This window comes from Blastococcus sp. OS1-29, assembly GCF_057628075.1.
The window spans coordinates 195843-209498 of the sequence record NZ_JBXXJK010000001.1; the positions used below are offsets into that span (position 1 = coordinate 195843).

A 13656-nucleotide genomic window follows, 5' to 3' on the forward strand; every position below is an offset into this window, starting at 1 on the left:
CGGCGACGACGATCTGCTCGTAGCGGACCCATGCTGAACTTCGAGGCGCAGGCGGAACGAGCCGAGGGGTCTGTCCCCGCCACGGGCCGCGTGCGTCGCCCGTGGCGGCGATCGGGGCTCGTGCTCGCGACCGACGTCAGGGTGCGAACGGAGCCGTCGCCCGCGCGGCGGATCCTCATCTTCGGTAATACCGCAGCGCTCCCAGACGTCGCGGGGCCCGCGGATTCGCCGTCCCGCCGGCGCTCGCGCGCCCGCGCGCTCTGGATCCCGGTCAGCCTCGTGGCGGGCGACCTCGCCGCCTTCGCCGCAGCGGTCGCCCTGACGTCGAGACCGTCGGTCAAGAACCTGATCATGCTGGTCCTCGTCCTGGCGGTGTTCCAGGCCGGCGGGCTCTACCGGCCGCGGCTCAACCTCTCGGCGCTCGACGACGCCCCCGCCGTCGTCGGACGGGCCCTGGCTGCCGGTGCCGCGATGATGGTGCTCGGCGGACTCAACGACGGGGTGGCGGGCACGGCACGCCTGGTGACCTCGGCGCTCTTCGGCGTCGTCAGCCTCGGGGTGCGGGCGGTGATCTACGGCGGCATCCGGACCGCTCGCCGTCGGCACCATCTGCGCCAGCGAACGCTCCTCGTCGGGGCCGGCACGGTGGCCGGGCGGCTGGCCGAGACCCTGGCCGAGCATCCGGAGTACGGCCTGGACCCCGTCGGCATGCTGGACGACGATCCGCTGCTCGGAGACGAGGAGCGCTCGGTGCCGCTGCTGGGCGGCTCCGACGACCTGTGCCGGGTCGTGCTGGCGAACTCCGTCAACGTCGTGATCGTCACCTACGGCTCCCTGCGCGAGCCCTTCATGGTCCCACTGCTGCGCGCCTGCGACCGCCTGGCCTGCGAGATCTACTTCGTGCCGCGCCTCTTCGAGGTGCACACGGTCACGCGTGACACCGAGGTCCTCTGGGGCATGCCGCTGCTCCGCATGCGGCGGGCTCCTTTCCGCTCGGGCACGTGGACGATCAAACGGCTCAGCGACATGGTCCTCACGTCGGCCATCCTGCTGCCCCTCGCGCCCGTGCTGCTGATCTGCGCGCTGGCCAGCCGCTGGGAGACGGGATCGGTGCTCTACCGGCAGACGCGCATCGGGCTCGACGGCAAGCCCTTCACGCTCCTGAAGTTCTGCTCCCTGCGGCCGACCGAGTCGGAGGCCGCCACCCTGTGGAACATCGGCGAGGACCTGCGCGTCGGGCCTCTGGGGCGCGTGATGCGGCGGCTGTCCCTGGACGAACTCCCGCAGCTGTGGAACGTCCTCCGGGGTGACATGAGCCTGGTCGGCCCCCGGCCCGAGCGCCCCTTCTTCGTCGACGAGTTCAGCCAGCAGTACCCGTGGTACCGGGCGCGGCACCGGGTCCCGGTGGGTCTCACCGGCTGGGCCCAGGTCCACGGCCTGCGGGGCGACACGTCGATCGCCGACCGCGCGCACTTCGACAACTTCTACATCGAGAACTGGTCGATGTGGGGAGACATCAAGATCCTGGTACGGACCGTCAGTCAGGTGGTGAAGGCGGCCGGCCGGTAGGGCGCCGTCCCACCGACGTCAGGTTCCGTGCAGCCATGTCATTCGGACTCGAGCGATTCCGGGGCCTCCGTGGTGGGCAGTGGCCCGTGGTGGTAGCCCTCCTACGCCTCGCCGACCAGGCAACCGAGGCCGTGCGCAGATATCCGTCGAGGTCATGCGCCGAGAGGTCCTCCGCCCGTGATTCGTGGGTTAGCTTGGCCCCTCGTCGGGAGATGTCTGCGTGGAGAGGGCGCAGCCTGGCCATTCTTGCGGGGGGCCTCGTGATGAGGTGTGGTGAGGGAGATTGATGAGCGACGATCTCATTCAGCTGCGTGATCAGGTCGGCGTGATCCGCCGGCGCTGGTACATCGTCGTCCTGACAGTGCTCGTGTGCGTCGGGCTCGGACTGCTCTACATCAGCCGGGCGACGCCGACCTACGTCGCGACCGCTGAGGTGCTGCTCGGGGCGCCCACCGGTCACGACGGCAAGGCGCTGACCGCAGGACAGGTGGCGACCGAGGCTCGGGTGGTCACTGGCGTCGACGCCGCGTCCGCGGTCATCGCGTCCCTCAAACTCGACGAGACGCCTGGCGGCCTGGTCCACTCCGTGGCCGCGGAGCCGGATCCCGGTGGGGCCTCGGTCCTCCGGATCACCGCGACGCGCGGTGACCCGTCCCAGGCCGCCGCCATCGCCAACGCCCTGGCCCAGGAGTACCTGAGCGTCCGGGTACCCAGCGCGGTCGCGAGCGCCAAGGTCCTCGACCCGGCGACGCCTCCGGCACACCCGGCCTCTCCACGAAAGGTCCCGACGCTCCTTCTCGCCGGCGCGCTCGGGCTCCTGCTCGGCCTCGGACTGGCCTTCCTGCGCCAGTACTTCGACGACTCGGTGCACGGCGAGGACGACGCCACATCAGCTACCCGGCGGCCTGTCCTCGGGCGGATCCCGCACAGCGGGCGGTCGATCCGCAAGAGCCCGGTGACGCTGAGCAAACCGGACTCGAGAGCCGGCGAGGCGTACCGGGCGCTGGCGGTCACGCTCCGGTACCGGCTGTCCCAGCTCACGCCGGGAACGGGCCGGGATGATCGCGGCCGAGTCGTGCTGGTGACGTCCGCGGCCGCCGGGGAGGGCAAGACCCAGACGGCGGTCAACACGGCTGTCGCCGCAGCCTCGGCCGGGCTCGACGTCGTACTGGTGGACGCAGACCTTCGCAACGGCGGCGTCGGCCCACTGCTCGGGTTGCCTCCGGGCCCCGGTGTCGGCGACATCCTGAGCGACAGCTCCGACCTGCGGGTGCGACTGAAGAGCGCTCTCGCCGACACGGAACTGGAGCGACTGCGCGTCCTGCCGTCCGGAGAGTCCACCGCTCCGTCCGCGGAACTCCTGGCCGCGCCCGGCTGGGCGGCGATGCTGGCCGAGCTGTGCGCCACCGCCGATCTCGTGGTGATCGACAGCCCTCCGGTCCTTCCGGTCGTCGACACCCTCGAGATCGTTCGCAGCGCCGATCTGACCCTGCTGGTGGTGCGCCGCGACGTCTCGCGGAGGCGGCGACTGGTGGCCGCGATCGAGCGCATCGAGCAGGTGGGAGGCTCGGTCGACGGTGTCGTGTTCTGCGACGTCGTCCGGAGGGCGAGCGCACGGACGGCGGGAAAGGTGTCCGCCCCACGGCGCCGGCTGCCGGCCGTCCCTGCCGGTGACGTCCAGGAGCAGATGGGCCGCGACCCCGACGGCGGTGCAGGTGCCGGTCCCCATGACGCGGAGGAGCTCGCGACGCCTCGGCAGGCTCCGTAGGACGGCGGCCGTCGTGCGGGATGCCGGTCGCAGTGGGTGGCCTCAGCGCCGCGTGCGGTGCCCCTCCGACCGCCTGCCCCGACGATAGGATGACGCCCCGGCAACCAGCCACGGCGGGGTGTGCATGACCGAGGACGGGTCGACGGCGTCCAGGTGGTCCCGCCGCGCCGTCCTGGCCGCCGGCCTCGCCGCAACCGCTGCGGTCGTCACGGGCAGCGCGCCCATCCGTCGTGCGTCGTCCCTCGGCATGACTGCGCACTGGTCCGACGAGTTGTGCGAGAACTACGCCCTCAACACCAGGTCGTTCTTCGCCACGTCGGTGTACCGGTACTCCGACGCGGTCTTCGAACTCCTCAGCGACCTGGGGGTCCGCATCGTCCGGGAACGCGTGGCGACCGGCTCGTCGCCCGGAGCCCAGCTGCAGCGGGCGATGCAGGTCAGACTCGCGAAGTCCGGTGTGCGGTGGCACGCGACGATTGCGACCCTGGCCGACTGGCCGCACCCCCAGCAGGCGACGGACGCTGCGTTGAAGGTGCTCACTCAGTTCTACGGTCGGGAGCTCGGCGGACTGGGGTCGTTGCTGCACTCCCTCGGCGGGTGCAACGAGATCGACGGTTCGGTGGTCAACGGCCAGGTGGACCCGCAGTGGGCTGCCCACGGACGGCTGATGCAGCGGACGCTGTGGGACCGCGTTCGCGCCGACCGGGCCTTCGACGGCGTGCCGGTGGTGGGCCCGTCGACCCGCACCGACGTCACCCCGGAGCGCGCGCGGCTATTGGGCGACCTGTCCGCGTGGAGCGACTGGGGCAACGCCCACATGTACAACGGCGGGGTAAGCCCGTCCAAGAACATCGACCGCCATATCGAGATCCTGCGCCCGTGCTTTCCGCACGTGAACCGCTGGTTCTTCACCGAGACCGGGTACAACGATTCGCCGGCCACCAACGCCGGAGCCACGGTCAGCGAGGACGTGGCCGCGACCTACGCCGTCCGCGGCATCTGCGACTTCTTCCAGCGTGGCAGCATCTACGGCCGATTCGAACTGCTGGACGACCCGGATCCGATGGAGACCACGACACAAGAGCGGATCAACGCCACGAGTGAGCCCAAAGCCCACTTCGGTCTGGTGGCGGTGGACGGGTCCTCGTCGAACGACGACCCCAGCACGTGGCGGCGCAAGCCCGAGTTCTTCGCGACGCAGCGCTTCTTGCGACTCATGGACGATCGTGGGCCGCGACCTCGGATACAGCCCCTCGAGGCGGACATCGCGTCTCGCGAGCCGTTGCAGAGTCTCGTCGCGCAGAAGCGCGACGGGCGCCACTACCTCCTGCTGTGGCGAGATGTGGAGGTACAGGACGGCGTCGTCCTTCCGCCGGCATCGGCCACGATCACGTTGCGCGCGCCACGAGCGTCGGCCGTGTACGTACCCCGCTCCGGCGACGCCCCGATCCGAACTCAACCACCGCGAACCGAGATCTCCGTCGATGTCGCCGGAGATCTCGTCGTCGTCGAGATCGGCTGAGCCGACCGCGGTCGTGGCCGGCGAGGCTGCGCGCACTCGGGGGCATCACCGACGATCCGGAGTGCGCAGGGCACCGGCCTGAACAGGACGAACGATCGGGCCTATGAACTGCACCGCCTGTGGCACTATCGGCCGATGGGGTTCCATGCCTCTGGGGTGCGGGCGCTGCAGGACGAGTTCGGCCGCGGTTACGTCCGCGGAGGGACCCGGCACTCGCCCCTGCCCGGGGTGGCCGTGCTACCCGCGATCGAGGATGCGCACCTCTCGGCTGACGTCCCCACCTGGCTGTCGACGGCTCGACCCCGCGGGGCGCACCGGTGAGCGGCGCACTGCTCCTGTTGTTCGCGCTGCTGCCGCTGCAGTGGATCCTCGTGCCGGGGGTGCCGTTCGGCATGGATTCCCTGCACGAACTGGCCATCTTCTGTTTCACCGTGTTTCTCCTGCTCCGCCTCCGAGCCCGTGCGTACGCCCCCGTGCTGAGAACAGGGGCTGCTTTCGTGGTGGCCAACCTGTACATGCTCGGAGCGCTCGCGGCCACGCAGCTATATCTGCGTCTCCCGCTCGTCCCCGCCGCCAGGCACCTCTTGTACCTGGCGAGCGCTCTGGTCATCGCGGCGTGTTTCTGCCGGGCTCTGCGAGTGGGCGATTCGGCCGTGATCTCGGCTGCCCGGATGGCGTCGGTCGTCGTGTGCGTGAGTCTGGTGATCGGCCTGGGTCTGGCCATGGCGGTCAACGGAGTCAATCCGGTGACCGTGCTGGGCAGGACCGTGGCCGCCGGCGACCCGGAAATCTTCCAGAAGCAGCTGTTCGAGACGGCGTTCGCGGGTTTCGGGCGAGTGAAGGGCAACCTCTCGGGCAACCTCCGGCACGAGATGTTCGGCGCCCTCCTGGTCTCCATGGCGGTCTCCACCTGGGCCATGCGTGTGGGCCTCGCTCCCGGCCGGTGGCAGACGCGTCTGTACCGCGCCTCGATGGTGCTCGGCGTCGCGCTGCTCGTGCTGTCGATGAGCCGCGCGGTGCTGCTTGCCGCGATCGCGTGGCCGCTGTTGGCGGCCTGGCGCAGTCTGCGTCGCCAACAGATGTCCGGCAGGCAACTGGCAATCATGGCCGCCGCCGTCGTCGCCGTGGCTGGGCTGGCGGTGTCCGGCCTCGGCGTGGTGATCTACAACCGCTTCTTCGTCGACACGGCCAGCTACGAAGGACGGGCAGGTCACTACAGCGCCGGCCTGCAGGCCGTCGCCGACCACTGGGTCACCGGGGGATACGACACGGTGGGCCACTCGACGCACAACCTCGTGCTCGACACCCTGCTCCGCAACGGAATCTTCGCTGCACTGCCGGCCCTGGTCCTGCTGTGCATCGTGGCGGGAACGATGGTGTGGCTCGCTCTCCGACTCGACCGGCTGCCGTCCGCCATGGTGCCGGTGACGGCGGCGCTGGCCCTGCCGCTGGTGCGGATGCTCACCATCGGTGGCGGCGCGATATCGCCGGTGAGCTGGGTGGCCCTGGGCTTCGTCCTCGGCGTGCTGGCTGCGCGACGTGCTGCCCCTGCACCCCGGTCCGCACCGCGCGGCACCGTGGAGTACGCCGGCGTCTAAGTCCTGGCCGGCGCGATCGAAGGCGTCTCCTTCGGTCGGCCGCGGTCAGCTAGGCCGTCGCCGCGGCGAAGGACAGCGGCGCCCAGTGCAGCCCCAGACGCTCGTCCTGCTCTTCGAGGTATCGGCGCGTCGCCTCTCCGGCCCGGTCGTCGAGTGCCTTCAGCTGAGACAGCACGTGGGCTGAGCACGACTGCATGGACTCGGCTGTCGTCGGGAGAGTAGGCGGCTGCGTGATCAGTCCTCGAGCCTTGCGCAGCCGATCAGCGCCCACCAACGATCGCACCGCGGGATACGCCCGGCTGTGGCGGAATCTGCCGGCCCATCGGCGGATGCGTTCGCTGCGGTATTCCACCACTGCGTTGCGGTGGACCTCCCCCTCCTCTGTGGCGTCAGGGGGAGGCTCGATGCCCAGGCGCCGACAGATCTCCCCGGTGGCCTCCTGGGGCTGCGCGGTGATCAGTTCGAAGGGCACCACCAACAAGCGTTGCGGGCCGAACGTGTCGCGCAGCAGAGGCAGCCAATGGCTGTAGTCACCCTGGTCGACGTACAGGGAGGTGGTTTCGAGCGCTTCGCCGAAGGTCGACGCATCGTCGATGTGGAAATAGTGCCGACGCAGCAAATAGTGCGACAGTGCGCGCTGAGTGGGCTGCCGGACGCAATAGATGACGTACGCCTCCGGCGAAGCGGCCGCCAGGTGTTCCAGTGCGTGCGGATACAACGGCGACGTGTAGGACGTGCTCCCGTCGAGCCGGAGCAGGCCGTCGCTGCGGCTGCGGAAATTGCTCTCGTACCACTGCTCACCGCGGTCCAATTGCCGGCTGAAGTAGTTCGGTTCCTTGACTTTCCCGGCGTCGATCCGGGGGTGTGCGCCGAGTTGGGCTGCCAGCGCGGAGGTGCCACTGCGGGCGGCGCCGGCGATGACCACCTCGGGTCCGAACGACGTGACAGTGACCATCGAGCACTCCCGTGGGGCGGCCGGCAAGGGCAGTCGGCGGGACATGTTACGGCCGAGGGACTGCGACGTGGCGCTGTTCGAGCGCCCCGGTTTCCCGGACGGCGTACCTGGCCGGGCGCGAGCACCCATCGCGAACGGACTCCCGTCGTGACCTTCCGTAGCCACCACACCGACGGTGCCGTGTTCCGGCGCAGGCGCCCGCTCCGGCGTGGCCGAGCGCATTCCGAGCCGGCGCTCGGAATGCCCTATTCGCCGCGCCCCGACGGTAATCTGCGCCTCCGCCGATTCCCGGAGGGGCATGCAGACATGGTGATTGGCCCGCATCGCAGCCGAGCTGCGCTGGGCAGGGTTCGCCGACGGTCATTGCCGGTGGCTCTCGTGAACAAGCTTCGGCGTTTCCGCCAACCGCCGGCTGTGCCGGGCAAGCGCCGCCGCCGCGCCCGTCGATACATACCGCCGGAAATCGGGCTCGACCAATTCTTCTCGACCCTCAGCGAGCGCGGGATCCGTTATGTCGTGCTGCGCTGGTTCGACGAACTGTCGGACATCCGGCCAGGGGGCGATGTCGACCTGCTCATCGACGACCGGGACGTGGATTCGATCTCCGACCTGTTCACGGGCGAGATGCGCGGGACGGCGTGCGACCTGTTCTCGGTCAGCGGCCTTCGCGGCAGTTCCTACCGCGGTATCCCGTACCTCCCGCCCGACAAGGCGGCCGAGGTGCTCGCCCGGGCAATCGTGTTCCGGGACCTCATCAAGGTTCCGAGCCCGGAGGACTACTTCCTCAGCCTCGCGTATCACGCCGTTTACCAGAAGGGGCTGCGGTCGGGCCTGCCCACCTCCACCCCGGGTCTGACGCCCGAGACCGAGCCGCGCCACGACTACACCGGCGACCTCGGACGTCTCGCCGCGGCCGTGGACATCGATGTCCCCATCCGCATGGAGGAACTCGACGAGTACCTCGCCGGCCGCGGCTGGCGGCCGTCCCCGGCGATGCGGGTGGAGCTCGGCCGACGGAATCCCTGGGTGCGAGCGCGGTTCGCCGCTGAGCCCTAGTCGGCGGTCCTGGAGTTCGGCAGTCGACAGCACTTCGCAATGCGCACGGCAGTGACCATCCGGCACATCACAGCGGCATCTTGGGGGCAGACCAATGCAGCAGACCTCGGCCAGGCTTCTCTATCCCCTGCGCAATCACGTGCCGCGGCGGGTCGGGGCAGCCTTGCCGCGCTTGTGGAACCAGGGCGGGATGTTCCACCTCCCCCCAGACCTCTCGCTCGCCGACTTCGCTGCGCGACTGAACCAGCGGGACGTCGACCACGTGGTGCTCGACTTCGGCGTCCGCCGAGGCCAGGAGATGGAGCTGCTGGTCCGGGGGGATGCGGACATGGACAAGCTGCACGATCTCCTGACCGAGTGGCCGCTCGGCGCGCCGGTGCGCATCTACACGGTCTCCCCCCGCCAGAACACGGCCTACTACTCGCCTCTCGTGCCACGGATCTCCGCCCACCGGATTGCCGTTTTCCCGCCGTACGTCAGCGAGCAGCTGCTGGCTCGCGCGGTGCCCGGCGAGGACGGGTTCAGGGTGCTGACGCCCCAGGACGCGTTCCTCGGGTGCGCTTACCGCGCGGCCTACATGGAGGCCGTCTGCTGCAGCTGGAGCGACACCGCCGGGCGCTGCGACACCTGCACCGACTACCAGGTGCACCTCGCGCGGCTCTCCGCCGCCGCCGGCATCCCGCTGCCCGATCCGCTCACTCCGCAATCCCTCGACCAGATGTTGAACGCGCACGGCTGGCGTCCGCCGCTCGACCTGCTCGACAGGGCGGTGAAGTGGGCGCCCTGGCTCCTCGAGGCGTTTCCGGAACTGGAGTCGGACGAAGAGTCGCGCGAGCCCGGGCTGGCCGTCATGTTCCTGCGGGACCTGGCGTTCCGGAACGGATGGAAGCAACGGATCCTGACGACCCTGGCGGAGCACGGGTTGGAGCTGGTCCTGGTCAAGGACCTCGACGAGGAGAGCCGCGAGCGGGCTGCCCGGACCTTCCGCGGCGGGGACTGGGGCGCGGTCAACCTCAAGGTCAGCGGCGGTCCGCCGGCCTGCGTCATCGTCGCCTTCGACCCCCACCCGCAGCCGGTGGTCGGGAAGGTGCGGGTCAGCCATCCCTTGTCCGACAACCTGAACTTCATCACCGCCAAGGAGATGACGAGAAGGCTGCTCAAGGCGACCCTGCCCAAGGAGGAGGCGTACAACCCGCTCCATTCGACGGACAACAGCCACCAGGCGTGGACGGCGATCCGGCTGCTCCTGCCGGACGAGGAGTCGAAGCTCCGGGCCAAGGTCGCCGAGCTGCGCCGGAGTTCGGCTGCGGCGGAGGACGCCGCGGCCGTGCAGCACCTGACCCCCTACGGCTCGATCGGCAGCGCCGAGTTGGTCGACCGGAAGGGTCGCACCGCGGTGCGCAAGACCTTCGGGCCGGACGCGACCGAGGCGATGGAGCAGACGATCGCCGTGCTGCGGGAGCTGGGGCCGGCCTGCCCCGAGATCCCGGAGCTGCTGGAGCTCGGGCCGGACTGCGTCGTTCTCGAGTACGTCGAGGGTGACGTGCCCGACCCGAAGTGGCCCCGGCCGCTGCCGTTCTCGGCGATCCGGCAGCTCTCGGCCTTCGTCAAGACCTGCGTCGCGATGGGGTTCGACCCGGTCGGTCTGAGGCCGCGCGACAACGTGATCCTGACCCGTTCGGGCATCCGGGTGGTCGGTTTCGACACGTGGCAGCGCTGCGATCCCGCCACCCCGCCCGAACGATGCCGCGGGCTGGCCGGCGCGGCCGGCGACGGCGACGACGTCCGTACCGGCCCCTTCGTCTACGACCCCTGGCCGATGCAGTGGTTCCCCAGCACAGCGCTGGACCTGCGCAGCTTCCTGTACGACCCGCCGGCGCTGCAGCGGGTCAAGCAGGCGATGCACCTGGCGCCGCGCTACGCCCGGTGGGTCGGGCAGGACGTGGCCCGCCGCCTGCTACCGCCGGCCCGACGCATCGGCCGGCGCGCGCTGCCCAAGCGGGTGCGGTCCGTCCTGCGGGGGGCCTACGGACGCTGAGGCACCCGTCCCGCGCCTCACGAGCCGTACAACCGCCGGCGCTGCGCGGCGAACGAGGCGCGGATCGGGGCAGCAGGAGTCAGGCCCGCCTCGCCCAGGTAGCGGTCCAGGCCGTCGAGTGACAGCTCCAGGTCCACGGACAACTCGCGCGCCAGCCGGTCGACGGTCGCCCCGATCCTGCCGGCCGGTGCCGCTCCGGCCGTCGGCAGCCCCGACGCCTCGCCCTTGTGGTGGACGGCGTGGAAGGCCAGGGAATCGAGATGGTCGCGCGGCGAGGGCACCTTGTAGCGGCCGTGCAGTGCCACCGCCCGGTCGAGCAGCCGGGTGGCGAGCTCCTCCGGGAAGTAGGGCACCCCGCCGAAGTGGGTGTACCCCTGGCCGGTCACCGAGTAGAGATCCACCTTCTGGGTGAGCCGGAAGGGCCGGTACGGCGTGAGCAGGGATTCGACGACCGGCAGATCCTCGTCGGCGACGAGCACGTCGATGTCGTTGTCCGGCTCGACCGCCGGAAGTGTCTCGAACCACCGGAGGACGGCGTACCGCACCCCGGCCGCCGTCAGCCGGCAGAGGAACTCGTCCACGGAGATGCCCCGGCGCAGGTAGCGACGGGCGTTCGTCGGCGGTCGCCGGAGCAGGCGGCGGACCGCGTGCTTGACCGGCAGAGGGACCCGGGAGCGCAGCCTCACGGGGCGCACTCACCCGAGTCGAGGAATCCGGACAGGCGGTGGGCGCTCTCGGTCATCAGCAGCCGCATGTGCCGGTCGATGGCCCGCTCGCGGGCGTGCATCAGCTGTGGCCACCGCGTCAGCCGCGAGAAGCTGCGACGCCGCCGCCAGCGCAGCGCCTGCTGCTTGAGCAGGCGCAGCTCCATGACCGCCGTGTCCGTCTCCGGCGCGCCGTAGCCCGACCGGAACGCCCGCTCGAGCTCCCGCCGGATCCGGCGCACGGGTCGCACGACCGACCCGGGCACGAAGACCGAGTACGCGGACAGGATCGCCAGGAAGCGGCCCAGATCGTCCTCGGGCAGCCCGACGTCCACCAGCGACGGGTCGATGATGGTCACCTCGTCGGCGGCGGTGAGGATCAGGTTGACCGGCGCGAAATCGCCGTGCTGCACCACCCGGACCCGGGGAATCTTCCTGCTCGGGACGCCGGCCAAGGTGCGGACGACGTCCTGGGGCAACCGGAGCCCGACGGGGTGCAGCACCGACGCCTCGGTCTCGCGGATCTCATCGGCGAGGTCGGCGAGGTCGACCACGGCTTCGTCCACCCGCGCGTGCTCGTGGAGTCGTCGGAGGGCCTCGCCGGCCGCGCCGGCGGCCTGGAGCGCGGGAGCCGGCTGCAGGACGCCGCGCTGCACCGTCGGGCGGAAGGGTCGCCCGTGCACGTAGTCCATGACGACGGCATCGAGTTCTTCGTCGTAGAACAGGGGCCGGACGGCGGCGTGCCGGTCCTCCTCCTCGAACCAGCCATGGGCGAGCTCCATCGCCCGGAACTGCTCGGCGCTGGTCAGTGCCGGCGTGGCGTCGATGGCGGTGTCGCCGAGCCGGGCCGTCTTGACCACGTACCGCGGCTGCCCACCGGCCTCGCCGAAGACGTAGAGCGTCGAGCGTCCCCTCGTGATCGGCTCGGCGGCCGGCTCCAGGTGATCCGGGGCCGTCGTCCCGAGCGCCCGGACGAGTGCTTCCCGGGCCCGATCGATCTCGTCGACCCCGACCTGCCGCTTCACGGCAGGCGCGTCCAGACCGTCTCGGCGACGTCCCGCGCGACGTCCGCGACGGGGCGCTCCGCATCGACGGTCGCGGCTCCGAGGTCGCGGGCCGTGTCGGCATAGATCTTGTGGAACGAACGGAACGCCGCGAGGTGCCACTCGTCGGGACGTCGGGCGACGTTCGTCTCGGGGTCGACCGCGAGCAGGACCGACGCGTCGACCTTCGGGCAGACCGCGCGGAACAGGCGGCGCTCCATGGTGATGTCGGCACCCCGGCGGTGGCCGTACCAGTAGGTCAGCTTCACGTCCGCGTCGAGGACGAACCGGTCGAGCACCAGGACGTCGTTCCCGCGGCCGCGCCAGACCGCGGCCCAGATCTTGGCCGCGTTGGAGACGGCGGCCGACGTGATCCAGAGGTGCTCGACCATTCGCACGTGAGCGGGGGCCGAACGGTGCCCGACCGGGCGGTTCCCACCGCCGCTCGGCCGGCCGGCGCGGCCGGCCGCGTCGTCGGCCGGGGGACGGCGCCAGCCCGCGGCCCACGCCCTGATCGAGGTGGGCAGCATCGGGCGCTTCGTGGTGGGCACCCAGGCCGTTCCGGTAAGTATCCCCAGGGAGCGGAGCGTGCCGGCCAGCTCCGTGACCTGGGTGGACTTGCCGCTGCCGTCGGGGCCGGAGAGCGAGACCAGCAGTGGCCGCCGGCGCCGGAGGACCAGCCGACGGGCGAGGGCGCCCCGGCCGGTGGACGGGCCGGTCGCGAGGGCCCGGATCAGTTCCCGGGGTCGTCGTCCGTCCGTCCACGGCCCCGGCCGCGCCAGGGCGTGGCGGAGCAGTTCGAGCGCGGCGGACTGCCTCAGACGCGCGGCGAGGGCCGCGGCGTCGTCCCAGACCCCCTCACCGGATCCCGCCGCCGCTGCCGCCCGCTCCCGCTCGTCGGCGGGCAGGTGCCCGCGCGCCAGCACGAGTTCATGGGCGGCGAGGAGCAGGACGACGTGCGGCGCCGGCAGAGCCAGGTGGGTGCAGCCGGGGAGGGGGCGACTGCCGATGAACAGCTCCTCGGCGCCCTGCCCACCCCCTGGCGCGAGGCCCCAGGCCTCGGCGGTCAGCAGCTCCGCCCCCTGGACGAGGCCCGGACCGAACCGGGCCCACCGGCTGTGCCAGCGGAGGAACCCGTCGGCCCCCAGCCGCTCGGCGATGACGGGCGCCTCGGTCGCCCGCACGAGCAGGCGCAGGGAGGACGGGGCGGCCGGCCAGGAGCCGATGACCAGCACCGGTCCCTGCGCCGCCGCATCGATCGCGGCCGCCACGTCGACGATCACGCCGCTCGAGCTCATGTAAATGCCCCCCGTCCGCCTCCGCCGGAGTACCCCGGGGCCGGCGGGCGGCCAGTGCCTCACAGCCGACGACGCCCTGTCAAGGAGTCCTGGCAGCGGAGCGGG

General features: G+C 71.1%; 10 protein-coding genes. 6 read left to right on the forward strand and 4 right to left on the reverse strand.

What is annotated here, in order from left to right; translation table 11 throughout:
* Window positions 1-141 precede the first annotated feature (141 nt).
* The 4 genes from AC2H4J_RS00955 (at window position 142) to AC2H4J_RS00970 (ending at window position 6457) form a co-directional block, all read left to right on the forward strand.
* The gene (locus tag AC2H4J_RS00955) at window positions 142-1569 is read left to right on the forward strand and encodes a sugar transferase (protein ID WP_487462951.1); all 1428 of its coding nucleotides are present in this window, start codon (window positions 142-144) and stop codon (window positions 1567-1569) included.
* A 286-nt stretch (window positions 1570-1855) separates the two neighbouring features.
* Window positions 1856-3337, forward strand: a complete 1482-nt coding sequence (locus tag AC2H4J_RS00960; RefSeq protein WP_487462952.1) for a tyrosine-protein kinase domain-containing protein — start codon at window positions 1856-1858, stop codon at window positions 3335-3337.
* A 124-nt stretch (window positions 3338-3461) separates the two neighbouring features.
* On the forward strand, window positions 3462-4859 hold the full coding sequence (locus tag AC2H4J_RS00965) for a hypothetical protein (RefSeq protein ID WP_487462953.1): 1398 nt from the start codon (window positions 3462-3464) through the stop codon (window positions 4857-4859).
* Window positions 4860-5176: 317 nt separating this feature from the next.
* On the forward strand, window positions 5177-6457 hold the full coding sequence (locus tag AC2H4J_RS00970; protein WP_487462954.1) for an O-antigen ligase family protein: 1281 nt from the start codon (window positions 5177-5179) through the stop codon (window positions 6455-6457).
* Between the two features lie 49 nt (window positions 6458-6506).
* Here AC2H4J_RS00970 and AC2H4J_RS00975 read toward each other — a convergent pair whose 3' ends face one another.
* Window positions 6507-7412 carry a sulfotransferase family protein gene (locus AC2H4J_RS00975; protein WP_487462955.1) on the reverse strand — a complete coding sequence of 302 codons (906 nt, stop codon included), beginning with the start codon at window positions 7410-7412 and terminating at the stop codon, window positions 6507-6509.
* A gap of 147 nt (window positions 7413-7559) precedes the next feature.
* Between AC2H4J_RS00975 and AC2H4J_RS00980 the strand changes: the two genes are divergently transcribed.
* Window positions 7560-8468, forward strand: a complete 909-nt coding sequence (locus AC2H4J_RS00980) for a hypothetical protein (protein ID WP_487462956.1) — start codon at window positions 7560-7562, stop codon at window positions 8466-8468.
* A gap of 190 nt (window positions 8469-8658) precedes the next feature.
* Window positions 8659-10506 (forward strand): hypothetical protein, encoded by a 1848-nt coding sequence (locus tag AC2H4J_RS00985; protein WP_487462957.1) that lies wholly within the window; start codon window positions 8659-8661, stop codon window positions 10504-10506.
* A 17-nt stretch (window positions 10507-10523) separates the two neighbouring features.
* Here AC2H4J_RS00985 and AC2H4J_RS00990 read toward each other — a convergent pair whose 3' ends face one another.
* Genes AC2H4J_RS00990 through AC2H4J_RS01000 form a run of 3 tightly spaced genes read right to left on the reverse strand, consistent with a single transcriptional unit; the run spans window position 10524 to window position 13551 of the window.
* On the reverse strand, window positions 10524-11192 hold the full coding sequence (locus tag AC2H4J_RS00990) for a hypothetical protein (RefSeq protein ID WP_487462958.1): 669 nt from the start codon (window positions 11190-11192) through the stop codon (window positions 10524-10526).
* Complete coding sequence (locus tag AC2H4J_RS00995; protein ID WP_487462959.1) at window positions 11189-12235, reverse strand: phosphotransferase; 1047 nt, start codon at window positions 12233-12235, stop codon at window positions 11189-11191. Before AC2H4J_RS00995 ends, AC2H4J_RS00990 begins: the two co-directional genes overlap by 4 nt.
* On the reverse strand, window positions 12232-13551 hold the full coding sequence (locus tag AC2H4J_RS01000; RefSeq protein WP_487462960.1) for a nucleoside/nucleotide kinase family protein: 1320 nt from the start codon (window positions 13549-13551) through the stop codon (window positions 12232-12234). Before AC2H4J_RS01000 ends, AC2H4J_RS00995 begins: the two co-directional genes overlap by 4 nt.
* Between the last annotated feature and the right edge of the window lie 105 nt (window positions 13552-13656).